24 protein-coding genes are annotated in these 23,930 nt (G+C 73.4%); 9 read left to right on the top strand and 15 right to left on the bottom strand.

The window, feature by feature from the left end:
• Window positions 1-10: 10 nt before the first annotated feature.
• The 5 genes from WCD74_RS01785 to WCD74_RS01765 are packed head-to-tail and all read right to left on the bottom strand — an operon-like array spanning window position 11 to window position 5,685.
• Window positions 11-1,261 carry an acyl-CoA dehydrogenase family protein gene (locus tag WCD74_RS01785; RefSeq protein WP_337693099.1) on the bottom strand — a complete coding sequence of 417 codons (1,251 nt, stop codon included), beginning with the start codon at window positions 1,259-1,261 and terminating at the stop codon, window positions 11-13.
• On the bottom strand, window positions 1,258-2,772 hold the full coding sequence (locus WCD74_RS01780; RefSeq protein WP_337693098.1) for a class I adenylate-forming enzyme family protein: 1,515 nt from the start codon (window positions 2,770-2,772) through the stop codon (window positions 1,258-1,260). Before WCD74_RS01780 ends, WCD74_RS01785 begins: the two co-directional genes overlap by 4 nt.
• Window positions 2,772-3,692 carry an amidohydrolase family protein gene (locus tag WCD74_RS01775; RefSeq protein WP_337693097.1) on the bottom strand — a complete coding sequence of 307 codons (921 nt, stop codon included), beginning with the start codon at window positions 3,690-3,692 and terminating at the stop codon, window positions 2,772-2,774. The genes WCD74_RS01780 and WCD74_RS01775 overlap by 1 nt, the downstream gene beginning before the upstream one ends.
• A complete protein-coding gene (locus WCD74_RS01770; protein ID WP_337693096.1) occupies window positions 3,689-4,459 on the bottom strand; it encodes an enoyl-CoA hydratase/isomerase family protein in 771 nt (256 codons plus the stop codon). Before WCD74_RS01770 ends, WCD74_RS01775 begins: the two co-directional genes overlap by 4 nt.
• Window positions 4,456-5,685: a CaiB/BaiF CoA transferase family protein gene (locus WCD74_RS01765; protein WP_337693095.1), complete on the bottom strand. Its 1,230-nt coding sequence runs from the start codon at window positions 5,683-5,685 to the stop codon at window positions 4,456-4,458. The genes WCD74_RS01770 and WCD74_RS01765 overlap by 4 nt, the downstream gene beginning before the upstream one ends.
• 105 nt (window positions 5,686-5,790) lie before the next feature.
• Between WCD74_RS01765 and WCD74_RS01760 the strand changes: the two genes are divergently transcribed.
• From WCD74_RS01760 to WCD74_RS01750, 3 genes are read left to right on the top strand one after another with little or no spacing between them, the layout of a single operon-like run.
• A complete protein-coding gene (locus tag WCD74_RS01760; RefSeq protein WP_337693094.1) occupies window positions 5,791-6,429 on the top strand; it encodes a TetR-type transcription factor C-terminal domain-containing protein in 639 nt (212 codons plus the stop codon).
• On the top strand, window positions 6,426-7,736 hold the full coding sequence (locus tag WCD74_RS01755; RefSeq protein ID WP_337693093.1) for a phosphotransferase family protein: 1,311 nt from the start codon (window positions 6,426-6,428) through the stop codon (window positions 7,734-7,736). The genes WCD74_RS01760 and WCD74_RS01755 overlap by 4 nt, the downstream gene beginning before the upstream one ends.
• 55 nt (window positions 7,737-7,791) lie before the next feature.
• On the top strand, window positions 7,792-8,757 hold the full coding sequence (locus tag WCD74_RS01750) for an NADPH:quinone oxidoreductase family protein (RefSeq protein ID WP_337693092.1): 966 nt from the start codon (window positions 7,792-7,794) through the stop codon (window positions 8,755-8,757).
• Between the two features lie 86 nt (window positions 8,758-8,843).
• On the opposite strand, the gene WCD74_RS01745 is transcribed toward WCD74_RS01750, so the two are convergent.
• Complete coding sequence (locus WCD74_RS01745; RefSeq protein ID WP_337693091.1) at window positions 8,844-9,782, bottom strand: hypothetical protein; 939 nt, start codon at window positions 9,780-9,782, stop codon at window positions 8,844-8,846.
• A gap of 79 nt (window positions 9,783-9,861) precedes the next feature.
• On the opposite strand from WCD74_RS01745, the gene WCD74_RS01740 reads away from it, so the two are divergent.
• From WCD74_RS01740 to WCD74_RS01730, 3 genes are all read left to right on the top strand, one after another.
• Entirely contained in the window at window positions 9,862-10,560 is a 699-nt protein-coding gene (locus WCD74_RS01740; protein ID WP_337693090.1) for a hypothetical protein, read from the top strand.
• Between the two features lie 426 nt (window positions 10,561-10,986).
• On the top strand, window positions 10,987-11,412 hold the full coding sequence (locus tag WCD74_RS01735; protein ID WP_337693089.1) for an SsgA family sporulation/cell division regulator: 426 nt from the start codon (window positions 10,987-10,989) through the stop codon (window positions 11,410-11,412).
• Window positions 11,413-11,503: 91 nt separating this feature from the next.
• Entirely contained in the window at window positions 11,504-12,910 is a 1,407-nt protein-coding gene (locus WCD74_RS01730) for a hypothetical protein (protein ID WP_337693088.1), read from the top strand.
• Between the two features lie 155 nt (window positions 12,911-13,065).
• Here the strand turns inward: WCD74_RS01730 and WCD74_RS01725 are convergent, their stop codons facing one another.
• The 3 genes from WCD74_RS01725 to WCD74_RS01715 form a co-directional block, all read right to left on the bottom strand.
• Window positions 13,066-14,115: an AbrB family transcriptional regulator gene (locus tag WCD74_RS01725; protein ID WP_337693087.1), complete on the bottom strand. Its 1,050-nt coding sequence runs from the start codon at window positions 14,113-14,115 to the stop codon at window positions 13,066-13,068.
• Between the two features lie 78 nt (window positions 14,116-14,193).
• Entirely contained in the window at window positions 14,194-14,490 is a 297-nt protein-coding gene (locus WCD74_RS01720; RefSeq protein WP_337693086.1) for a hypothetical protein, read from the bottom strand.
• A 70-nt stretch (window positions 14,491-14,560) separates the two neighbouring features.
• Window positions 14,561-14,869: a hypothetical protein gene (locus tag WCD74_RS01715; RefSeq protein WP_337693085.1), complete on the bottom strand. Its 309-nt coding sequence runs from the start codon at window positions 14,867-14,869 to the stop codon at window positions 14,561-14,563.
• Window positions 14,870-15,143: 274 nt separating this feature from the next.
• On the opposite strand from WCD74_RS01715, the gene WCD74_RS01710 reads away from it, so the two are divergent.
• Window positions 15,144-15,272, top strand: coding sequence for a hypothetical protein (locus WCD74_RS01710; RefSeq protein WP_337693084.1), 129 nt, complete (start codon window positions 15,144-15,146; stop codon window positions 15,270-15,272).
• An 18-nt stretch (window positions 15,273-15,290) separates the two neighbouring features.
• Here WCD74_RS01710 and WCD74_RS01705 read toward each other — a convergent pair whose 3' ends face one another.
• Genes WCD74_RS01705 through WCD74_RS01680 form a run of 6 tightly spaced genes read right to left on the bottom strand, consistent with a single transcriptional unit; the run spans window position 15,291 to window position 20,393 of the window.
• On the bottom strand, window positions 15,291-16,076 hold the full coding sequence (locus WCD74_RS01705; protein WP_337693083.1) for an IclR family transcriptional regulator: 786 nt from the start codon (window positions 16,074-16,076) through the stop codon (window positions 15,291-15,293).
• A gap of 40 nt (window positions 16,077-16,116) precedes the next feature.
• Window positions 16,117-17,061, bottom strand: a complete 945-nt coding sequence (locus tag WCD74_RS01700; RefSeq protein WP_337693082.1) for a carbohydrate kinase family protein — start codon at window positions 17,059-17,061, stop codon at window positions 16,117-16,119.
• A complete protein-coding gene (locus WCD74_RS01695; RefSeq protein WP_337693081.1) occupies window positions 17,058-17,684 on the bottom strand; it encodes a class II aldolase/adducin family protein in 627 nt (208 codons plus the stop codon). Before WCD74_RS01695 ends, WCD74_RS01700 begins: the two co-directional genes overlap by 4 nt.
• Complete coding sequence (locus tag WCD74_RS01690; RefSeq protein WP_337693080.1) at window positions 17,681-18,775, bottom strand: ABC transporter ATP-binding protein; 1,095 nt, start codon at window positions 18,773-18,775, stop codon at window positions 17,681-17,683. Before WCD74_RS01690 ends, WCD74_RS01695 begins: the two co-directional genes overlap by 4 nt.
• The gene (locus WCD74_RS01685; RefSeq protein ID WP_337693079.1) at window positions 18,772-19,557 is read right to left on the bottom strand and encodes an ABC transporter permease; all 786 of its coding nucleotides are present in this window, start codon (window positions 19,555-19,557) and stop codon (window positions 18,772-18,774) included. Before WCD74_RS01685 ends, WCD74_RS01690 begins: the two co-directional genes overlap by 4 nt.
• On the bottom strand, window positions 19,554-20,393 hold the full coding sequence (locus WCD74_RS01680) for an ABC transporter permease (protein ID WP_337693078.1): 840 nt from the start codon (window positions 20,391-20,393) through the stop codon (window positions 19,554-19,556). Before WCD74_RS01680 ends, WCD74_RS01685 begins: the two co-directional genes overlap by 4 nt.
• Before the next feature lie 325 nt (window positions 20,394-20,718).
• Here WCD74_RS01680 and WCD74_RS01675 point away from each other — a divergent pair, with 325 nt between their 5' ends.
• A complete protein-coding gene (locus WCD74_RS01675) occupies window positions 20,719-21,744 on the top strand; it encodes an extracellular solute-binding protein (RefSeq protein WP_337693077.1) in 1,026 nt (341 codons plus the stop codon).
• A complete protein-coding gene (locus WCD74_RS01670; RefSeq protein WP_337693076.1) occupies window positions 21,741-23,915 on the top strand; it encodes a N,N-dimethylformamidase beta subunit family domain-containing protein in 2,175 nt (724 codons plus the stop codon). The genes WCD74_RS01675 and WCD74_RS01670 overlap by 4 nt, the downstream gene beginning before the upstream one ends.
• Window positions 23,916-23,930: the final 15 nt, after the last annotated feature.

Below are 23,930 nucleotides of genomic sequence, written 5' to 3'. Positions count from 1 at the left end.
GCGGGGGAGGTCAGAGGAAGCCGAAGAGCTGGCCGGCGACGCGACGGATCTGCACCTCCTCCGCGCCCTCGGTGATCCGGTAGCGGCGGTGGTGCCGGTAGATGTGCTCGAACGGTTCGTGCCGCGAGTAGCCGAGCCCGCCGAACACCTGCATCGCGCGGTCGGCGGCGTCGCACACCAGCCGGTTCGCGCGGTAATTGCACATCGAGACGTGGTGGCCCACCGACACCTCGGGGCGCCCCTCGCGGTGGCACTCGTCGAGCTCGGCGGCCGTCTCGCGGACGAGGGCGCGCAGCATCGCCGCCTCGGTGTGCAGCTCCACCAGCGGCCACTGGATCGCCTGCCGGGTCGAGAGCGCCCGGCCGAAGGTCTCCCGCTCGCGGGCGTGCGCCACGGCCCGGTCGATGCAGTACTGCGCGGCGCCGAGGCTCGAGGCGGCCTGCCGGATGCGGTTGGAGTGCACGAACGTCTGGGCCACGTCCAGGGCGCGCCCCTCCTCGCCGAACAGGGCCGAGGAGGGCACGCGGACGTCGCGTAGCACGACCTCGCCGTGATCCGTCGGCATGTTCAGCGTCCACCAGTAGAACGGCACCTCGAAGCCGGGCGCATCGGTGGGCACGAGGAACGCCGACAGGCCGCGCGCACTGCCGGGCTCACCGGACGTCCGCGCGAAGACCATCTCGTGGCTCGCCCGGTGCACGCCGGTGCTCCAGCGCTTGGCGCCCTCGATCACCCAGTCGTCGCCGTCGCGCCGCGCGGTCGTCTCCATCCAGGTCGCGTCGCTGCCGTGCTCGGGCTCGGTCAGGCCGAAGGCGAGCCCGCGGCGGCCGGTGATGACGTCCTCGACGAACTCCTCGCGCTGCTCGGGCGTCCCGTAGAGGTGCAGCAGGTGCGCGAAGACGAGGTTCCCGACGACCGAGTGCTCGTTCTGCAGGTCGTTGTGCAGCCCGAGCCCGCGGTGGGCCAGGTGCTCGCGGATCGCGGCCATGGCGGATTCGCTGCCGGCCTGCCCGCCGAGCTCCGTCGGCAGGGAGTACCGGTAGAAGCCGGCGGCATCGGCACGGCGGGACGCCTCGGCGAGCAGGTCCTCCCACTCCCGGCGCGGCAGCCCGCCCGCCTCGACGTCGGTGCGGGCGAACTCGCGGCGGTGGTCGAAGAACCGCTCGTTGTCGTCCTGGGCCTGCAGCGGGACGATCTCCGCGTCGATGAACGCGTCGAGGTCCCGGAGCAGCCCGGCGATGTGGGGGTCGATCGAGCTCATCGGAACATCTCCCGCAGGACGTGCTTCTGGATCTTCCCGACGGCGGTCCGCGGGAACTGGTCGAGGAAGTGCACCCGGCGCGGGGTGTTGTAGCCGGCGAGGTGGGTCTTGACGAAGCGGGCGAGCTCGTCGGCGAGCTCGTCCGACCCGCCGTCGCGAGCCACCACGACCGCGACGACCTGCTCCTCGTACACCGGGTCGGGCGCGCCGATCACGGCCACGTCCACGACGGCGGGGTGCCGGGCCAGGCAGTCCTCGACCTCCTTGGACCACACGTTCTGCCCGCCGGAGCGGATCATGTCCTTGGTGCGGTCGACGATCGTCAGGAAGCCGTCGGCGTCGGCCACCGCCACGTCCCCGGTGTGCAGCCAGCCGCCCGCGAGCGCCGTCGCGGTCGCCTCGGGGTTGCGCCAGTAGCCGGTCATGCGGGGTCCGCGCACGCAGATCTCGCCGGGCTCGCCCGGGGCGACCTCCTCGCCGTCGGGATCGAGCAGGGCCACGTCGACGCCGGGCATCGGGCGCCCTACCGATCCCCACCGGTCGAACACGTCCTCCGGCGGGCACCACGTGACGAACGGCCCGGCCTCGGTCAGCCCGTAGGTGTGGGCGAACGCCACGCGGCCCTCGCGGGCGCCGAGGGCCTCGGCGGTGCGGTCCATGATCCCGCTGGGGTCGTAGGCGCCGTAGTAGAGGAGCCGGATGGACGACGTGTCCGTCGTCGGGAACCGCTCGTGCGTGATGAGCGCGTGCAGCATCGTCGGGACCCCGAGCACGACCGACACGCGATGGCGGGGCAGCAGGGTCAGCACGACGTCCGGGTCGAACTCGCGCAGCAGGATCACGGTGCCGCCCATCAGCAGGAACGGCTTCATGTGGTCCCAGTTCCCGACGTGGAACGGCGGGAAGTAGTTCATGAACACGTCGCGGTCGTGCGCGCGGAGCACGGTGGCCATCGCGAGGGCGTCGTCGACGGTGCGACGGTGGGAGAGGATCGCGCCCTTCGGCCGGCCCGTGGTGCCGGAGGTGTAGAGGATCATGTGCGCGTCGTCGTCGGTGACCACGGCCGGCGGCACGTCCACTGCGGCGGCGAGGAACGCGTCCCAGTCGGCGCGGTCGCCTTCCGGGCCCGGAATGCGCAGGACAGGAAGCTCCGGGTGCGCGGCGCGGGCCTCGCCCGTGACGTCGTCGTACCCGGCCTCGACGAACCACAGCGACGGCTCGGCGTCGGCGATCGTGTAGGCGTGCTCGCCGGCCCGGTGCCAGAAGTTGAGCGGGACGAGGATCGCGCCCAGGGCCGCCGTCGCGAAGTAGAGCTGGACGTACTCGAGCGAGTTCTTCGCCAGCACCGCGACGCGGTCGCCGTGGCCGATGCCGCGGGCGGCGAGCGCGCCGGCGGTGCGGTCGACGAGCTCCTGCAGCTCCCGGTAGGTGTACCGCTCCTCGCCGACGACCAGCGCGACGGCGGCGCCCCGGGCCCGGGCGTGGTGGCGGACGATGTCGTGGACCAGCATCAGGCCCTCCCGAGCAGACGGGCGGCGTTGCCGCCGAGCCAGCGGTCGATCACGGCGTCGTCGAGGGGGAGCGCGCGGACCTCCTCGATGAGGCGGGCCGGCGGCACGCCGAGCAGGGTCCACGTGGAGGCGAACAGCACGCGGTCGGCGAGCTGCCGGTTGCCCAGGCGCAGGAGCGGTCCCCACCCGGAGTCGGGGCGGGTGAAGGTGCGCGGGCGGTGCGCGGAGAGGTCGACGTACACGTGCCGGTGCCGCCAGGCGACCATCAGCATGTCCTCGACCCACGGCCACCCGGCGTGCAGCGCGACGAGCTTGAGGTCGGGGAACGCCCGCGCGACCGCATCGACGTGACGCGGATGCCCGACGTCGTAGGCGGCGTCCAGCGACCAGTTGATCCCGGTGTGCAGCAGGACCGGCACGCCGAGCGCCTCGCAGCGCCCGTAGATCCGGGTCATCCGCGGGTCCTCAGGCAGCAGCTGCTGCTTGAACGGCGAGAGGACGACCCCGGACAGCCCGCTCTCCACGGCCTCGTCCACGAGTCGCGGCGCGTCGGGCTCCCAGGGGTCGATCCCCGCGAAGCCGACGACCCGCGACGGGTGCCGGGCGACGAAGTCCGCGACCAGCCCGTTGCCGGCGGTCGGCACGCCGAGCCGGGAGCCGAACGCCTCCGTGTACACCCCGGCGAGGTCGATCCCGCCGTCGTCGAGCATCGCCAGGAACTCGGCCTCGGACGGGGCGCGCTCGACGGCGGCCTTCTTCGCGTCCGCCCAGCGGGCCGTGACCTCGTCGTGCGTGCGGGCGGGCTCGAGGTCGCCGCCGAAGTGCTCCGCGTAACCCCGCAGGCGGCCGAGGGTGACGGCCTCGGAGAGCGCGAAGGCCTCGTCGTCGGGAACCGCTCCTGCCAGCAGGTCGACGATCATGACGCGGGCCGCTGCGAGGTGAAGACCGCGCGTCGCCCTTCGAGGGCGGCCGCGGCGCCCTCGGCGAAGTCGGGGCCGCGGAAGGTCGCGAAGGCGGCGTCCTGCTCGGCGTGATCGAACCGGCGCTCGTCCGCGCCGTAGCAGCGGTGGATGCCCTGCTTGGTGAACCCGACCGCGAACGGCGGGTAGGCCGCGTACTTCGTGGCGGCCTTCGCGGCCTCGCTCTCGAGGTCGTCGGTGACGGTCGTGACGAGGCCGAGGTCGAGCGCGTCGGACGCGGCGAGCAGCTTCCCGCCGTAGAGCAGTTCCTTGGCCCGGCCGATCCCGACGAAGGCTGTGAGCCGCTGGGCGGGCGCGACGAAGCCGACGCGCATCTCCGGCAGGCCGATCCGGGCGTCGGTCGAGCAGATCCGGAAGTCGCAGGCCAGGGCGAGCTCGGTGGCGTTGCCGACGCACGGCCCGGCGATGACGGCGACCGTGATCAACGGCAGCGCCTCGACCTCGGCGAACAGCCGGTACTCGGTGGCGATGTAGTGGCGGTAGGCGTCGTCGTCGAGGGCGCCGAGGGAGGTGAGGTCGGCGCCGCCGGAGAAGACGGTCGGGGTGCCGGTGATCTCGAGGACGCGCACGGTCCGGTCGGCCTCGACCTCGCGGACCCGGGCGAGCATCGCCTCCAGGGTCTCGAGGTCCAGGACGTTCGGGTGGGGGCCGACGAAGCGCAGGGTCGCGACCCGCCCGTCGTCGGACCGGTCCAGGGAGACGGTCATCGGGTCCTCTCGTTCGTCGGGCCGTGGACGGCACCGGAGTCGAAGAGCGCGTCGACGGCGGCGTCGTCGAGGTGGAGGACGTCGTGCAGGACGGCGTCGGTGTCCGCGGCGATCGCGCCCGGCGGTGCGCCGGGCCGGACCTCCGCGCCGGAGAAGCGGAACGGCGCGGTCGGCATGAGGACCTCGCCGTGCCCGGGGAACTCGACCGGGCTCAGCGTGCCGCGCGCAATCAGGTGCGGGTCGGTGAGGTTCTCGCGCACCCCGCGGACGCGTGCCGCGGACAGGCCGTGGGCGACGAGGTGCTCGACCAGGGCGTCCGCCGTCGACCAGGTCGCGGCCCACGCCTCGATGCGGTCGTAGAGCGGGCCGGGGTCGGCGACGCGGGCCGCGACCGCGCCGTAGCGCTCGGCGAGGTCGGGCGCGTCCATCGCCGTCACGAGCCGCGCGAAGAAGACGTCGCCCGCCATGCCGTAGGCGAGGTGGGTGCCGTCGGCGCAGGTCGCGACCCCGGACGGGACCGAGGTCGTGTGCCGGTCGCCGTACTTCCCGCGCACCGCCTCGCCGTCGGTGAACGCCCCGGCGGCCGGCTGCTGGTCGATCATCGCGAACAGGGAGTCGAAGGCGGAGACGTCGGCGTGCGTGCCCTCGCCGGTCCGCTCGCGGTGGTGCAGCGCGGCGCCGATCGCGGCGAGCCCGTGGACGGCGGAGTTGACGTCGGCGAGTGCGGTGCCGAAGTGCATCGGCGGGCCGCCCTCGGAGCCCGTCAGCGACATCAGCCCGGAGTACGCCTCGGCGACCAGCCCGAAGCCGGAGAGGTGCGCGTACGGGCCCTCGGTGCCGAACGTCGACAGCGAGCAGAGGATCGTGCGCGGGTCGCGGGCGTGCAGGACGTCCCAGCCGAGGCCCAGGCGGTCGAGCGCTCCGGGTGCGAAGTTCTCGACGACGACGTCGGCCCAGTCGGCGAGCTCCAGCGCGAGCTCGCGGCCCCGCTCGTCCTTGAGGTTCAGGCCGATCGAGCGCTTGCCGCAGTTGTACTGGGCGTAGGCGCTGGAGAGGTGGTCGGCCGGGTCGCCGACCGCCACGGGCAGCGCGCGCATCAGGTCGCCGGTGGGCTGCTCGACGCGGACCACGTCGGCGCCGAGGTCGGCGAGCAGCCGCGTGCAGAACGGCCCCGCGATGACATGGCTGAGGTCGAAGACCCGCAGCCCGGCGTACGGACCCGCCACGCCCCTCACCTCCTCGTCGAACGAGCGTTCAACCACGGTAGGACGATGCTGCTCACAGCGTCAACGGCTGGTTGAACGAGCGTTCGACGGGTTAGGCTGCCGGGCATGGTGCGTGTCGAGGTCCGGCGTCGGGTGGTCCCACCGCCGACGGTGCTCACGCGTCCCGATGACGAGCCCACCGCGGCCGCGCTGCTCGCGGCGGCGGTCGAGGTGATGGCGGTGAACGGCTACCACGGCTCGTCCGTGCGCGACATCGCGTCGGCCGCCGGCACCAGCCCCGCGGTGCTCTACCACCACTACGAGTCCAAGCAGGGCCTGCTCGTGCGGCTGTGCGACCGCGGGCTCGACGTGCTGCTGCGCGCTACCGAGGACGCCCTGGACGCTGCCGGCCCGGACGCGGCCGACCGGCTGGAGGCGATCGTCGAGGCCCACGTGCGGGTGCACATGGACTCGCAGCGCGAGAGCCTGATCGGCAACAGCGAGCTGCGCGCGCTGGAGGCGCCGGGCCGCGCGCTCGTCGTCGCGAAGCGGGACGCGCAGCAGCGGATGTTCGACCGGGTCGTGCGCGACGGCGCCCGGTCCGGCGAGTTCACGACGACCCACCCCGACGACGCCGCGCGGTTCATCACCATCGCGTGCACCGGGGTCGCGACCTGGTACCGCCGCGGCGGCCCCCTGACCGACGACGACGTCGTGGTCCGGCACCGGGCGATCGCGCTGGACGCGGTGGGGTGTCGGCGGTGAGCTCTCTGGACGCCGCGCTCTCCGAGGTGCTGGGGACGTCGGTGAGCGGGCTCCGCCGCCTGACCGCCGGTGCGAGCCGCGAGACGTGGTCGTTCGACTCCGACGGCCGCGCGCTCGTGCTGCGCCGCGACCCGCCCGGGGTACCGCGGCCGGTGGAGATGCGGCGCGAGGCGGAGTGCTTCCGGGCGTGCGCAGCGGCGGGCGTGCCGATCCCGGCGCTGGTGGCCGTGGGCGACGGGAGCGACGCGGTCGGCACGCCGTACCTGGTGATGGAGCGGCTCGACGGCGAGACGCTGCCGGGGCGGTTGTTGCGCGACGAGCGGTGGGCGGCTGTACGTGCTGGTCTTCCGCGTCAGTTCGGCCGGGTGCTCGCGCGGATCCACACGCTGGCGGTGCCGTCGCTGGAGCTGGTCGAGGACCCGCTGGCCCGGCTGCGCGCCGAGCACGAGGCGTTCGGCGAGCCGCGGCCCGCGCTGGAGGTGGCGCTGCGGTGGCTCGCGGAGCACCCGCCGTCCCCGGTGGCGCCGGCCGTCGTCCACGGCGACTTCCGCAACGGGAACCTGCTGATCGACGACTCCGGGCTCGCCGCCGTCCTCGACTGGGAGCTCGCCCACCGCGGCGACCCGCGCGAGGACCTCGGCTGGGTGTGCGCGCGGGCGTGGCGGTTCGGCGCGGCGGGAGACGTCGGTGGCTTCGGTCCGCGCGAGGAGCTGTTCGCCGGCTACGCGGAGGTAGCCGGCGTCGAGCCCGATCCGGACGACGTGCGCTGGTGGGAGGTCTACGCCTGCGTGCACTGGGCGGTCATCTGCCGGATCCAGGCGGAGCGGCACCTCGGCGGGTCGGAGCGGTCGATGGAGATGGCGGTGCTGGGGCGCCGCGCAGTCGAGGCCGAGTACGACGCGCTGCTCGTGCTGGGCCTGGTGACGCGCGAGCTGCCCGAGGTGTCCGCCGACCCGCCGTCGGGAACGGAGCGCCCGACCGTCGACGAGCTGCTCGACGCGATCACCGGCGCGCTCGTCGGCGAGTTCGAGCCCGCCGACGACCGCTCCCGTTACCTCGCCCGCGTCGCGCGCACCGGCCTGAACGTCGTGCGCCGCGAGCTGTCGCTGGGGCCGGAGCTGCGCCGTCGTCACGACGAGTGCCTGTCGATGGCGGGCTGCCGTGACGACGCCGAGCTGGCCGCGGGCGTCCGCGACTCTTCCCTCGATCCCGACGACGAGGCGGTGGCGGCGGCCGTCCGCAGCTCGACCCTGTCCCGCCTCGCCGTCGCCAATCCCCGGTATGTGCCTGCGGCAGGTGAGCACTAAGTGGGCCTATGGGCCCACTTAGTGCTCACGAGGCGACGCCACACAGGAGGTAGACATGCGCGCTGTCCGAGTCACCACCCATGACGGTCCGTCGGCCCTGACGGTCGAGGACGTCCCGGAACCGGAGCCCGGCGAGGGTGAGGTCCTGATCGACGTCGCGGCCGCGGGCGTGAACTTCCCCGACCTGCTGCTGACCCAGGACAAGTACCAGTACAAGCCGGAGCTGCCGTTCACCCTGGGCGGCGAGCCGGCCGGGACGGTGCGGTGGGCGCCGGAGGGCAGCGGGTTCACGACGGGGCAGCGGGTCGCGGCGGCGAGCACCGTGGGCGCGTTCGCCGAGGTCGTCGCGGTGCGGACGGACGGCGTGTTCCCGCTGCCCGACTCCGTGCCGTTCGCCGCCGGGGCGTGCCTGCCGATGAACTACCTGACGATGTCGTTCGGGCTGGTCGCGCGCGGTGGGCTGCAGTCGGGGGAGACCGTCCTGGTGCACGGCGCCGCGGGCGGGATCGGGACGGCGAGCGTGCAGTTGGCGGTGGCCCTCGGCGCCCGCGTGATCGCCGTGACCTCGACCCCGGAGAAGGCGGAGTTCGTGCGGTCGCTCGGGGTCGAGACCGTGCCGAGCGACGGCTTCAAGGACGCCGTGCTCGAGGCGACCGGCGGGGCGGGCGTCGACATGGTGGTCGACCCGGTCGGCGGCGACCGCTTCACCGACTCCCTGCGCTGCCTGGCCCCGCTCGGGCGGCTGCTGGTCATCGGCTTCACCGCGGGCGACATCCCGACGGTGAAGGTGAACCGCCTGCTGCTGAACAACATCGACGTGCGCGGGGTCGGCTGGGGCGCCTACGCCTTGCCGCGGCCCGGGACGCAGCGCCGGGAGTGGGACCGGATCGTGCCGTTCCTGGAGTCGGGCGCCGTCGACCCGCCCGTGGGTGGCACCTTCCCGCTGGACCAGGCGCACGAGGCGGTCGCGGCGCTGGGGGAGCGGTCGGCGTTGGGCAAGCTGGTCGTCGAGGTCGGGTGAGAGGTCGGCCGGGCCGCGCTACACCGTTGGCAGCAACGCCTGCACCTCGTCGCCGCGAGTTGCTGACGAAGTGGTTGTGATCTTGGTCACTTGGTCTCACTCTGGAGAGTCCTCGCGGTACTCCTCGTATCCAGGAGGGCGGACCGGGGCGTCGAGGGGGTGGGAGTCGTGCACGACGACGTCCACCCGGAGCCGGTCCTCCCCGGTCTCCTCCGCCGTCTCGTGCTCCTCGCCGGACTGCTGGGCACGTTCCTCCTCGCCGGGCTCCTGCTCGCCGGTCCCGCCCACGCCGACTCCGATGACGGAGCCTCCTCCGGCGGGTCCGCCGGCCCCGTGAGCTCCGTGGTACATGCGGTCACCGGGAAGGCTTCCGCAAAGGAGAGCCCGGCGAAGACCTCAGCCACGTCGAAACCGGCAAAGTCGAGCCCGGCGAAGACCTCGACGAAGGCGAGCTCAGAGAAGACGTCGACGAAGGCGACCTCGACGAAGGCGACGTCGGACGAGTCGGCCCCGACGAAGGCGAGCTCGACGAAGGCGAGCTCGACGAATGCGGCGTCGGGCGGATCGGCCCCGACGAAGGCGACGTCGGCGAAGGCGCCGTTGGCGAAAGCGATCTCGCGCGCATCGACCCTGACGACGGCCGCCGTCGCGAAGGCGACCTCGACGAAGCCGACCTCGACCAAGGCGACCTCGAAGCCGACGTCGCCCGCCGCGAAACCGCGGGCCCGCCCGTCAGCGCCGTTAGCCACGGCGCTCGACACCGCGACGTCAGCCGTCACGAGCACCGCCACCTCCACCACGAGCCGTGCCGCCGACCTCCCGGCCCGGCTCGCGTCGGCTGCACCGATCACCGAGACGCTCCGGTCGACAGCGACGGGCGACACGCTCAGCCGGGCCACCCTGAACCGGACCGAGGGCCTCGTCGGCAGCACGGTCGCCGGGCTGACGGACACGGCGACGGGGCTGACCAGGACGGTTTCCGGGCTGACCGACACGACGACCGCCCTGACGGGGACCGTCGACACACTCGGCCGGACGGCGGTCGGGGGGACCGGTGAGCTCCTCGTCGGCACGGTCGCCGGGCTGAACGACACGACGACCGCCTTGACCGGGACGGTCCACGCTCTCGGCGCTGCCGATCTCGGTGGCACGGTCGCGGGGCTGACCGACACGACGACGGCGCTGACCGGGACGGTCGACACGCTCGGCCGGACCGCTCTAGGCAGCACCGGCGAGCTCCTCGTCGGCACGGTCGCTGGACTGACGAACACGACGACCGCTCTGACGGGCACGGTCGACGCCCTCGGCCGGACGGTCGTCGGCGGGACCGGGGGCCTCCTCGTCAGCACGGTCGCCGGCCTGACGGGCACCCCGACGGCGCTGACCGGCTCCCTCGGCAGGAGTGCTGTCGGACCACCGTTGGACGCGTTGACCGGATCCACCGGGCTCGCCCCTGCGCGGCCGGTGCCGAACGCTCCGGCCCTCTCGGTCCTCGAGGGCTCGTACCTAGGCGACGTCGCGACGCCGCCGACGGCATCCCACTCCTCGGCCGCGCTGCGGTCGGCGTCCGCCGCGACGACCGGCCCCGTGTCCCAGCAGGGCCCGCCCGGTGCCCCCGAGCCCGGGAACCCGGCGGCCCCCACCGGGACGGCCGGTGCCTCGTCGAGTGCCGGCGCGAGCGGCCTGACCGGCGTGCTGACCGATCCGCTCGCCGTGCCGGCGATGCTGGCCGCCCTGGTGCTGGTCGCCTGCGGGCGCCGGTGCACGTGGTGGTTCCCCGAGGTGGCCATCGGGCCCGACTGAGGCCTCGCCGTCCGCCGTCCGCGTCGTGCGGGTGGCGGCCGTCCGACGAGTCCGTCAGTTCTCCGGGACAGGCCCCTCCGGCCGCTTGCCCAGGACGTGACACCCGCCGTCGCGCTCGCCCGATCCAGGTGATCGGCGCGCGGCTCGGCGGGGCGATCGATCCGGGCGAGGGCCGCGCGCGTGAGCCTGTCTCCTCCGGACCGGTCGCCCGGCTCCGAGGTGGTGCGCCACCCGGGTCCGGTCGGCCCGGGCGATCACGCGCGGGGCCACCTCGTCGAGCACCGGCGGGCGCGAAGAGCCGTACGAGGGGGCGGCTCATCGCGTCATCCGCTGCGGATGCCGCGGGGTGTGCTCCGCGCGTGATCGTCCCCCGATCCCACCACCAGACGTTGCTCCGAAAGGCCCGCCATGCGACACGACGTCCTCGTGCGCGTTCCCGTCGTCCTCGAGCTCGTGCGCGCCGAGCGTCCGCCGGTCCCGGCGCAGGTCGAGCTCCGCTACACCAGGGCCGAGCCCTACGCGGTGCTCCTCGCGTTCCAGACCGTCCGGTCCCGCGAGGTCGTGTGGCGGTTCTCGCGCGCGCTGCTCGCCCAGGGGCTGATCGAGGCGGCCGGCGAGGGCGACGTGCGCCTCCGTCCGCTCGACACGCCTGTCACCGACGTCGAGATCGAGCTGCGGTGTCCGGGTGGGCGCGCCGTATTCCACGCGGCCCGGGAGGCTCTCCGGGACTACCTGGCCCGCACCCAGGAACTCATCGCCTTCGGTTCCGAGCACGAGTGGCTCGACCTCGACCATGCCGTCGCCATGCTCCGCCTCGCCCCACCGCGGACCGGAGGTGCCTGCGGCTCGTGAGTACTTCCGGTCGCTATAGCGACCGAAGTGCTCACGTGGCGAAGCCACCTGCTGGCAGACTCGATCGGGCGATGCAGTAGGAAATCCCTTGGTGCGATCAGTCCTCGCCGCGGCGGCGGTCCTGCTCGCGGTCGTCGCCACGACCGCGGGATGCTCCGCCGCGCCCACTCCGCTCTGCGACGCGGCCGCGACCCAGCTCGCCGCCGGACGGGTCGGGGCGGCGACGGAGCTCTCGGCGCGCGCTCAGCAGGCGGAGGAGGGCGGCTGCGCCACGGACGGCCTCACCGCCGCGAGCCAGCGCTACGCCGCGGCCTACTCCGAGGTGGCGGCCGGCTCCGCGGCGGAGGTCTCGGGTGACGAGGCCGGGGCGGCGGCGCGGTACGAGGCGGCGCAGCGGCTCGACGTCGGGAACCCCGCCGCCGCGCAGGGGCTGACGCGGTTGGGGCGGCAGGCGCAGACCACGGACACGCCGGTCGCCGTGACGCCCGCCCCGGTCGTGCAGCAGGACGGGGTCGGGTGGGGCTGGGTCGCGGGCGGCGCCGCCGTCCTCCTGCTGCTCATCGCCGCCGTCGCTGCCGAGGCCTACCGCAGGATCCGCCGTCTCGAGGCCGACGTCGACACGCTGTCCGACCGCGACGACGACACCGACGACCTCCGTCGCGACCTGAAGACCCTGACGAGGCGCACCGCGAGCGAGACCCGGACCCGCCGTCGGGACCTGGAGGAGGTCCGCGGCTACGTGGACGACCTCGGCACCGACCAGCTCCGCCTGCTGGGCCTCGTCCTCGACCGGACCGGCGCCGAACCACCACCCGACGACCGCACCCGGACCCTCCTGCAGTGGCCCGACCTCGGCGCCACCACGGAGGTCGGTGACGACGACGAGCCCCTCGACCGGCTCGACCTCGCGGTCGTCGTCGCCCGCGCCCGGGCGACCGGGGACCTGCCGCAGCTCGCCGTGCACCACTTCCGCGTCGAGGCGGAGCGGCTCGACCTCGCGCGGCTGCTGGGTGACGATGACGTCCTCGCGACCTTCACCGCCCTCGCCGACGACCCCGACGACACCGACCGGCTCGCCGAGCTGGAGTCGACGGCGGTCGACGTCCGGGGCTGGCGCAGCGTCGAGGTCCTCGGCGAGGAGCCCCTGGCGGCCCCGGGTGCGGAGCGGTCGTTCTGGGCGGCGGTGCACGGGACGGTGGTGGTGACGTGGTCGCACCGGGTCGCGACCCGCCGTCGGGACGTCGTCTGTACGGTCTCCACCCCGCAGGCCGCAGCGGCCCTCGTCGACTACCCCGCGCTCGTCACCGCGTTCCGCGAGCCCCGCAGCGAGGAGCTCACCGACCTGCTGCGGCCCGCGTTGGAGCGCTCGCTCGTGCACGCGATCTCCTCCGAGCCGCCACCGCGGGTTGCTCCGGCCGGGCCGGGCGAGCTGCTCGCCGTCGCCCTGTCGGACCTGGAGACCCGCCCGATCGACGACGTGACAAGGCGGGACGAGTAGTGGCCGCAGATGTAGCGGATCCGCGCCCTGAGCGTCCGGAACCGCTACATCTCTGGAAGGCGCCCGCTCAAGATCACCAGAACGACGAGAGTCCGAGGCCTGAGCGTCCAGATCCTCCTCGTTCCAGTGATCTTGGTGCGAACCCGGACGACTGATCACGCCGGCGCCGGGGTCCGCGGCCCCGCCAACCGCGCCAATGCCGGGGCGACGAGCAGCATGAGGATCACCCGCACGACCTGCACCGCCACCACGAACGTGACGTCCCCACCCGAGGAGATGGCCGTGGCCAGGACGGCGTAGATCCCGCCGGGGTTGGTCGCCAGGTAGCCCTCGAGCGGCGTGACCCCGGTGATCGCGGAGAGCAGCAGGCCCAGCGCCGCGCACGCGGCCATGATGAGAACGATCAGCAGCGTCGCGAGCGGCAGGACCCGCAGCACCGTCCGCACCGCCTCGCGCGTGAACCGCACGCCGGCCTGCCACCCGATGACGGCGTAGGCGAGGTCGACCAGCAGGTCCGGCGCGGAGCCGCCGAACGTCAGGCCGCTGACCGACAGCACGATCGCGACGACCATCGGCCCGAGCAGGGCACCGGCCGGGATGCGGAGCTTCTCCGCCGGCCACGCCGCCAGCGAGCACAGCACCACCAGCGCGAGCCCGACGTACCAGGGCGCCACTCCCTCCACCGACCCGCTCGAGCCGACGTGCGCGGCCCCGAACACAGCCGCCGCGACGATCGGCATCGTGGCGGTCACGAGCCCGACCCGCAGGTACTGGATCACCGAGACGACCCGCTCGTCGCCGCCGAGGTCGCGGGCGATCGCGGTCAGCCCGGAGGCGCCGCCCGCCGTCAACGCCAGCATCCCGGTCAGCGGCGACACCCCGCGCTGGACGCCCAGCAGCAGGCCCGCACCCATGCTCGCGGCGAGGGTTCCCACGCTGACGAGCAGGACCGGGAGCCACTGCGAGGCGACCGCGGTGAGCGTGTCGGGCCGGGCCAGCAACCCGATGACGACGCCGATCACGGCCTGGGCGCCACCCATGGCCGGCTTCGCGACGGTGCGCGGACCGAGGCCGAGCAGTGCCAGGACGGTCGCGACGCCGAGCCCTGCGAACAGCGCCGCCGACGGCACGTCGACGAGCTGGAGGGCGAGGGTGACGACGAGCGTCAGGGCCGCCAGGAGCCCCCATCGCATCCACGCCGTCATCGGTCTCGAGCATTCACCTCGCTGCGGCGACCCGTCGAGTACATGTGGTGCGGCGGACCTGCCGGTCGCACAGCGGCCTCAGCCTTCGAGCAGGCCGATCACGCGGTCCAGCTTGGTGTCGAGCGCGCTGACCTTGCTGTCCAGCGAGCCGACCTTGGTGTCGAGCGAGCTGACCTTGCCGTCGAGTGCGGCGACGGTGTCGCGGAGGTCGGACACCTGGCCACGGAGGTCGGTGAGGTCGGTGCCGATCTCCGCGAACCGGTTGTCGTGGCGCCGTTGCGTGCCCTCGATGCGGGCGAGCATCTCGTAGATCGCCTGAACCTCGTTGTCGAGCTGCCGGACCTTGCGCTCGACGTCGGCGGGAGAAGCGCTCATGGCCGCTGATGCTACGGCGGCCGCCTCGCCCTCGAGCGCGGTTCGGTGAGATCGCGATTCCCGACCTCGCCTACTCGTCGTCCTCGTCGTCGGCCGACGTGGTCGTCGTCGTGGTCGGCTTCTTCGAGCTCGTCGTCGGCTTCGACGTCGTCGTGCGCGGAGCCTCGGACTCCCTGACGGCGGGTGTGGTCGAGACGGTGGTGGGCGCGTCGACCAGCTGGACCGGACCCGCCGTCGTGACCGGGTCCTGCCCGGCGGGCGAGCCCGTCAGGGCCGACCCGGCGACCATGAGGCCGAGGGCGGCGAGCGCGGTGGCGAGGGCGGTCAGGACGGTGGTGCGGAGCTGCCGTCGTGATGTCGGTGCACTGTGTGCCGGCATTGCGGTGCCTCCCGGGGAGCGTCGGCCGCCATCGGCCGTCGTCAACACCGAACGAGCCGCCGGAGATCCGGAGACCGTGGACGGCTCGGATCGACCGGATCGGGTCGCACTCCTGGCTCAACGGTGTTGCACTCTTCGTGCACGGACTCGCCAACGGGGCTGCCGATCATGGCGTCGCTGGAGCATCCTCGATCGGGTGACAGCCCCTCGTTCCCACGTCGTCCGTAGTGCGGCCACCTCCCGGGTGAAGAGCGCCGCGAAGGTCGTCTCCCACTTGACCGTCTGGCCCGGCGCGCGCACGAAGTTCCTCGACGTGGCGCCCTGCCCGGTCTGCAAGGCCGCCGCCCCGCGCCTCGACAGCGGAGCCTTCCGCTGCGTGCACGGGCACACCTTCAGCCGCTGAGCCCGCCCTCAGGGTGCGTCAGGCGGCCTCGCCGCGGTGCCCGAGCGCGCGCGAGGCGGCGCCTGCTGCTCCGAACAGGGCGTTCACCTGTTCCTCGCGCTCCGTCGGAGGAAGGTGGGCGCTCAGGCCGGAGAGGCTGAGCGCCGCCACCACGGACCCGGTGTGGTCGCGCACCGGGGCGCTGAGGGCGGAGACCCCGGTCTCGACGTCGTCCTCGCTGAACGAGTAGCCGTCCTCGCGAATCCGCTCGATCTGGGCCCGGAGCCCGTCCTCCCGCAGGCCGGGGACCACCCGACGCGCGAAGCCACCTGCGAAGTAGGCCTCTCGCTGCTCGTCGGGCAGGGACGCGAGCAGCAGGCGCGGTCCGGCCCCCAGGTGCAGCGGCAGGACCCCGCCGACCCGGAGCGTGTGGGTCGCCGCGTACCGGCCGTCGAGCCTCTCGACGCAGACCGCCTCGTCGCCGTGCGGGACGAGCAGGAAGACCGTCTCGCCGGTGGCTCGGTACAGGTCCTGCATGGCGGGCAGTGCCCGCTCCCGGACCCCCATGCGACGGGCCATGGCCGCACCGATCCGGAACGCACCGACGCCCAGCCGGTACGAGCCGGGTGAGGGGCGCTCGACGAAGTCCTCGGTCGCGAGCGTGCTGAGGATGCGGTAGCAGGTGCTCTTGTTCAGCTCGAGGCGGGCGGCGATGTCACCCAACGTCATCTGTTCGCTGGACTCGGCGAGCAGGTCGAGCACGGCCATGGCCTTCACCAGGACGCGGACGGGCTCGACCGCCGTGCCCCCCGTGCGCTCGTCCACTATCCGCCCCCTGCTCGCCCGCCGGCCACCTCGGTCATCCTCACACCGCGATCGCGCCGTGGCCGTGGTCGGCCAGCAGCGCGACCGTGGAGGCCAGGTCGACGATGCCGGCGTCCGACCCGAGGCCCTGGGCGACGAGCGCGGCCGCCGCCGTCCCGAGGCGGGCCGCGTCGACGGGCGCGAGGCCGCGGTCGAGCCCGACCAGGAAGCCCGCGCAGAACGCGTCACCGCAGCCGGTCGTGTCGACGACGGGCACGTCGAGAGCCGGGACCGCGTCGACGGTACCGGCGACCAGGAGCACGCCCGCGGCTCCACAGGTCGCGATCACCGACCCCGTCCCGGCGGCGCGGACCGCACCGGCGGCCTCGACGAGGTCGTCCCGGCCGGTGAGGGCCCGCAGCTGGTCGTCGTTCGGCAGGAACCAGTCGACGTGCTCCCAGAGCGGGCCGAGCTCGGCGAACAGGCCAGGACGCCCGACGCTGAGCAGGTCCATCGACACGGTCGTCCCGTGCTCCCGCGCGTGGCGCAGGATCGTCGGCAGGTCGTGTGCCGCGAACTCGCCCAGCACGTCGGGGCCCCCGACGTGCAGGACGTCCGCCCGGGCGACCAGGTCGAGATCGACGTCCTCGGCGGCGAGTGAGGCCATGGCGCCCGGGGCATGCAGGGCCGGACGCTCGCCGTTCGGCCGGATCGGCAGGATCGTCGCGGGCGTCGCCCGGCCCGGCCGCACCGCCAGGCGGGAGGCGTCCACGCCGTGATCGGTGAGCAGGGTGTGCAACAGCCGGCCCGCGGAGTCGTCGCCCACCGCCCCGATGCTCGTCACGCGGGCGCCGAGTTTCGCCAGGTCGACGGCCGTGCCGCCGGCCGTCCCGGCCGCGGTCAGCCGGATCTCGTCGAGGACGCGCCGACCCTGTCCGGCGGGGATGTCGGTGACGGGTCGGCCGAGGACGTCGAGGATGTGGGCGCCCAGGCACACCACCTTCACGATTGCTCCCTCCGCGCGACCACGGCCGCGAGCTCGTCCTCGGTCAGGGTCCGCGGCCGTCCGAGCGGCGCCGCGGTGCTGTACAGGCGGCACAACCACTCCACGAGCCGGGCCCGGTCGTAGGCCTCCTCGAGGTGGGTCCCGTGGGCCACGGCGCCGTGGTTCTGCATCAGCGCGGCACTCCGTCCGGCCAGCGCATCCCGGACCGACGCCGCCAGCTCAGGGGTCCCGTAGGTGGCGTAGGGCGCCACGCGCGGGGCTCCGCCGAGGCGGACGACGTAGTAGTGCAGGGCGGGTAGGACGTCGTGCACCACCGACACCGCAACGCTGTGCAACCCGTGGTGGTGGACCACGGCGGCCGCGTCGGTGCTCGCGTACACGGCGAGGTGCAGGGGCGTCTCCGACGACGGCCGGTGCGGGCCGTCGCGGACGGTCCCGTCGAGGTCGACCACGCACACGTCCTCCGCGCCGACGGCGGAGTAGGGCATGCTCGCCGGTGAGACCGCGACGAGATCGCCCACCCGGACGCTGACGTTGCCCGCGGTGCCGGTGACCAACCCGTCGTCGAGCATCGCCCGCCCGGCGTCGGCCACCGCAGCCCGCGCGTCGTCGAGGTCGGTCACGCCGGCACCACGGAGTCCCGGCCGACCACGCTCCCGCCCTCGCTCACGACGACCCCGGCGGACGCCTTCCACGACACCTCGACCCGCTCGCCGGTGGCGGCCGGGGCCGCGTCGCCCGCGTCTCGCACCAGACCGGTGGTGCCGTCGTCGAACCGGACGAGGATGCGCCGGAAGGCCCCCTGGTAGACGACGTCGGTGACCGTCGCGGACAGCGTGTTCGTCCCGTCGTCGTGCCCGGCGCCGATCCGGAGCCGCTCGGGGCGCACGACCAGGCACCCGGGGCCGTCGGGTCCGTCGCAGCGCAGGAGGGTCGACCCGGTGTCGAGGAGCCCGCCACGCACGGTGCCGCTGAAGACGTTCGAGTCGCCGAGGAACGTCGCGACGAAGCGGGACGCCGGGGTCTCGTAGAGCTCGCTCGGGGTCCCCACCTGCTCGATGTGCCCGTCGCGGAACACCGCGACGCGGTCGGACAGGGCGAGCGCCTCCTCCTGGTCGTGCGTGACGAAGACGAAGGTGATGCCGAGTTCGGAGTGCAGCCGCGAGATCTCGAGCTGCAGGGACTCCCGGAGCTTCTTGTCCAGGGCACCCAGCGGCTCGTCGAGCAGGAGCGCGCGGGGGGAGAAGACGACCGCTCGGGCGAGAGCCACCCGCTGCTGCTGTCCGCCCGAGAGCTGCGACGGCAGGCGGTCCGCGTGCTCGCCGAGGTGGACGAGCTCCAGGGCCTCGGCGACCCGACGGGCGATCTCGGCCCTGCCCACCTTGCGCTGGCGCAGGGGGAACGCGACGTTCTGCGCCGCGGTCATGTGCGGGAAGAGCGCGTAGCTCTGGAACACCATGCCGAGGTTGCGGCGGTGTGCGGGCAGCCGGGCGATGTCGGTGTCGTCGAGCAGGATGCGCCCGGACGTGACGTCCTCGAACCCGGCGATCATGTTGAGGGTCGTGGTCTTGCCCGACCCACTCGGCCCGAGCAGCGTCATGAACTCCCCGGCGGCGACGTCGAGGTCGACGGTGTCGACGGCAGGGGAGCGCGCGCCGGGGAAGGTCTTGGTGAGGGCCTCGACGCGGATGGTCGCGCCGGCGGGATCGGTCATGGTGCGGACCTCCGGGTGAGTGCCACCAGCGCGAGCAGTGCGGTGGACACGACGAGGACGACGGTCGAGGCGGCGGCGATGGTGGGGTCGACCTCGTTGGTGACCGAGGTGAACATCCGCACCGGCAGGGTCTGGAGCTGCGGGGACTGGACGAACAGGGAGACGACGACCTCGTCGAACGAGGTGACGAACGCGAAGAGCGCGCCCGCCAGCACGCCGGGCCGGATGATCGGGAAGGTGACCTGGCGGAAGGTCGCCCACCCCGACGCGCCGAGTCCCGCAGCCGCCCGTCCGAGCACCGGATCGACGTTCCGCAGGGCCGCCCCGACGTTGACCACCACGAACGGCAGGGCGAGCACGGTGTGGGCGAGGACGAAGCCGGTCGGCGTCCCGATGAGGCCCCAGCCGAGGAAGGCGGCGTAGAGCGCGACCGCCACGACGATGCCGGGGACGATGAGCGGGGCCATGAACAGGCCGTCGAGGGCGCCGCGACCACGGAAGGACGTCCGGTCGAGCGCGAGCGCGGCCAGCGTCCCGAGCAGGGTGGCGACGACGGTGACGATCACCGCGAGTTGCAGCGAGACCAGCAGGGAGGTCAGCCAGCTCGACTCGGTGAAGAAGGTCGCGTAGTGGTCGACCCCCCAGCTGCGTGGCGGGAACGCGAAGCTGTCCTCGCCGGAGAAGCTGATCGGCACGACGACGAGGGTCGGTACGACCAGCCAGAGGCCGACGAGGACGCCGATGCCGACGAGCACGCGGCGCAGGGTGGTCCGCCGGGTCACGACAGGCCTCCCGCGAGCCCGGCGCCGGTGCCCGCACCGCGAGTCCTGGTCAGCAGCCGGACCCCGCCGAGCAGCATCAGCGTCACCACCAGCAGCGTGACGGCGAGCGCCCCGGCCGCACCGAAGTCGACCAGCTGGTTGACCTGCACGGAGATGAACTGCGCGAGCATCGACTGCTGCGGCGAGCCGACGAGCGAGGGCGTCACGTAGAAGCCGAGCGAGAGGACCATGACGAGCGTGGCGCCGGCGGCCACACCCGGCAGGGAGAGCGGCAGGTAGATGCGGGTGAAGGCGGTGACCGGCCGCGCCCCGAGGGAGAGCGCCGCGTCGACGAGGCGGCGGTCGATGCCGCGCATCGCGGTGTACACGGGCAGGACGACGAAGGGCAGCATCACCTGCGCCATCGCGAGCGTGACCCCGCCCGTGGTCCCGAGCAGCCGCACCGGCCCCAGACCGAGCGCGCCGAGCAGGCCGTTGACCACACCGTTGTCCTGCAGCAGCACCACCCACGCGAACGTGCGGGCCATGAGCGAGGTCCAGAACGGCACGAGCACGACGGCGAGCAGCGCCCCGCGCCAGCGCCCCGACACGATCGTCATGAGGTACGCGTACGGGTAGGCGACGAGCACGCAGACGACCGTCACCACGGCGGCCATGAACAGCGTGCGCAGCACGACCGTCGTGGTCACCTCGTCGCGGGCGAGCGAGGTGTAGTTGCCGAGCCCCGGCGCCGGGGTGGTGACCGAGAGCCAGAGCAGACGCAGGGCCGGCACCACGAAGAAGATCAGCAGGACCAGGAGTGCCGGCACGGCGAGCAGCAGCGAGACCCGGCCCACCCGGCGTCGTCGACGTCGCGACGGGGGGTCCGGTGGAGCGAGGGCGTCGGCTTCCGCCGGAGGTGACGTGACGGTCATCGGCCGAGCCTCCCGGTCCGCGGATAGCGACATGCGTTTCACGAAGTGGAATCACCGTGTCGGGCTCCTCGGGTTGCTGTCAAGCCCGTCCTGGTTCGGAAACCCGCGCGTAACAGCGATGCGCTGCTCGGTTCGTGGAGTCTTGACACCGTCACGATGGCGCCACCATGCTTTTCGATAGACGAACAGCGTTTTGCTATCTGAAATAGGAGAGGTGAGCGCCGTGCGCACTCGGAGGAGCACTCTCGTGGCCGTCGCCCTCGCCGGCGTCGTCGCGATGACGACCGCCGGCTGTTTCGGCCCCGTGGGGAACCAGGCCGCGGGCGGTGCTCCGGTGGTGTTCGCCAACACCGGCGGCGCGCTCGCCGAGGTGTTCAAGGCCAACGCCTACGCCGATCTCGCCGGCCAGGGCGTGACGGTGTCCGACGAGTCGCCGAACAACGAGGCGAAGCTGACCGCGATGGTGCAGGGCGGCAACCCCACCTGGGACGTCTTCTACTCCACGCCCTACACCGCGATGGGCAAGTGCGGGACGCTCTTCGAGAAGATCGACTGGAACCGCGTCGACCGGAGCGGGCTCGACCCCGCGCAGATGTCCGAGTGCGGCGTCCCGATCATCAACTCGTCGTTCCTGCTCGTCTACAACAAGAACAAGTTCGGGGCGAACCCGCCGACGAGCTGGGCCGACTTCTACGACACCACGCGGTTCCCGGGTACGCGCGGAATCATGAACTACGCCAAGGACGCCGGGATGGAGACGGCGCTGCTCGCCGACGGCGTCCCGGGCACCGCGCTCTACCCCCTGGACTACGACCGGGCCTTCCGCAAGCTCGACACCATCCGGGCGTCGACCCGCTTCTACGACACGGGCGCCCAGCAGACGCAGGCGCTGCAGTCCGGCGAGGTCGACATGATGCTCGCCTGGCCCGGGCGCGCCTACGACGCGGTGAAGGCCGGGGCCCCGCTCGGCGTCGTCTGGAACCAGCCGCTGAGCTACTTCGACACCGTCACCGTGGTCAAGGGCGCCCCGCACCCCGACCAGGCCTACCAGCTCATCAACGCGCTCATCGGGCAGAAGAACCAGAAGGCCGTCACCGATCGGATGCCCTACCTGCCGACCAACTCGGCCGCCGCGCCGAGCGCCGATCCGGGGATCCGCGAGTTCATCGATGGTCCGCAGTCGCAGGGCACCACCGTGGTGCGCGACAACGCCTGGTGGGCACAGAACCTCGACCAGGCCACGCAGCGCTGGACGTCGTGGGTCAACCGGTGAGGCTGCTCGCTTACGCCGACCGTCTCTCGGTGCCCGCCGGCGGGCGGGTCGCGGTGCACGTGTCGAGCGAGCACCCCGAGGTGGCGATGTCCGTGGTCCGGCTGCGCCGGGGCGGGTCGCCGCGCCACCACGTCGACCTCGTCGAGGAGCCGGTGCCCTCCGACCTGCCGGTGAGCAGCCCCGGCCGTGTGCAGCACACGACCTCGGGCTCGTTCGCCGAGGCCGAGCTGCAGCGGGGCCTTCCGGACCTCGGGTGCGCCCTCTGGTTCCGGCCGACCGCACCCACCACCGATCTGCGCCCGCTGCTCGTCGTCGGGACCCTCGGGCTCTGGTGCTCAGCCACCGCGCTGGAGCTGCGCGACGCCCGCGACGGTCACGCCGTCCTCGCCCGCCTCGAGACGGACGCGGTCCGGGGCCGCTGGGCCTTCGTCGCGGCGACCCTCGATGCCGACGGGCGGGTGCGGCTCACCCTGCACCGACCCGGTCTTCCCGACGAGGCCGTGGAGGCCGCCGGCGACGCGCGGACCGTATCGGGCCGCCTGCTCATCGGCAGCGACGGCATCGTCCGGCCCGGGCTCGGCGCGACCTTCAACGGCGCCGTCGCCCGCCCCGTCGTCGGCCGTGCGTGGGCGCCGGACGTGACCACGGCGCTGCGGGACGGTGCCGACCCGCTCGCGCTGCTCGACATCGCGACCACCGCTGCGCTCGATCTCGCCGCCGACCCCGGTGGGACGCGCGTCCCGGATCGTGGTGACCTGACCGGCAGCGCAGCCCTGCGGCACCTGCCGACGCGCGGCGTGCCCGGACCGTTCTGGACGGGGGCGGAGCGCGACTTCCGCGCTGCTCCCGCCGAGTTCGACGCGGTGCACCTGCACGACGACGACCTCGCCGACGCCGGGTGGGACGTCGACGCGACCTGGGACGTGCCCACGGATCTGCCGAGCGGTGTCTATGCCGTGAAACTGACCGCCGGCGAGGATGTCGACCGCGTGCCCGTCGTCGTGACCCCCGCCCGGCACGCGGCCCCGGTCCTGCTCGTCCTGCCGACGTGGACCTATCTGGCCTACGCGAACTGGCGGACCTACGCGGAGTTCGAGACCGAGAGGCTCGACATCTACGGCGAGGACCGCGGGCTCGACGAGCGCGACCGCTGGCTGGCGGAGCATCCCGAGCTCGGGCGCTCGCTCTACGACGTGCACTCCGACGGCAGCGGGGTCTGCCACTCCACGCGACGGCGGCCGATCGTCAACCTCCGGCCCGACTACTACACGCCGACCACCCGCGGGTTCCGGCACTACGCGCAGGACCTGCTGCTGCTCGACTGGCTCGAGCGCCGCGGCGAGGACTACGCCGTGGTCACCGACGACGAGGTGGAGCAGCAGGGCACGGCGCTGCTCGACCGCTACCGCGTCGTGCTCACCGGCGGGCACCCGGAGTACTGCTCGGCCGGGATGCTCGACTCCTACAGCGCCTACACGGCCACCGGCGGGCGTCTGATGTACCTCGGTGGTAACGGTTTCTACCAGGTCACGGCACGCCACCCCGGCGTACCGCATGCCCTGGAGATCCGCCGCGGTCACGCCGGCGTCGCCACCTGGGTGTCCGACCCGGGGGAGGAGCACCTCTCCGCGACCGGCGAGCCCGGCGGCCTGTGGCGCATGCGCGGCCGGGCACCGAACCGGCTCGTCGGAGTCGGCTTCACCGCGCAGGGCTTCGACAAGGGGCACGGCTACCGGCGCAGCGCCCGCAGCGCCGAGCCCGACGTGTCGTGGGTGTTCGACGGGGTGAAGGCAGGGGTCGGCGAGGTCGTCGGCGCCGAGGGTCCGGGGCTGGGAGGCGCAGCGGCCGACGAGTTCGACCGGGCCGACGTCGCGCTGGGGACGCCGCCCACGGCGGCGGTGCTCGGCTCGTCGGTCGGCCACTCGCACCGGATCGGGCTCGCGCCCGAGGAGATCGACCACGGCTACTCCGCGCCGCCGCCCGGTGTGCACCCGAACGTCCGCGCCGACCTCGTGCTGTTCGGCCTGCCCGGGGGCGGCGCCGTCTTCTCCGTCGGGTCGATCGGCTGGTCCACCGCGATGAGCCAGGACGAGGGCGACAACGACACCGCCCGCATCACCGGCGCCGTCCTCGACCGCTTCCGCGACCACGACGGGCCGGTGGCCCCGTGAGCACCTCCCGAGGAG

Origin of the sequence: Actinomycetospora aurantiaca, assembly GCF_037401875.1 — a bacterium.
In the GTDB taxonomy this organism is placed as follows: Bacteria; Actinomycetota; Actinomycetes; order Mycobacteriales; family Pseudonocardiaceae; genus Actinomycetospora; species Actinomycetospora aurantiaca.
This window is presented reverse-complemented; position numbering and strand designations above follow the sequence as displayed.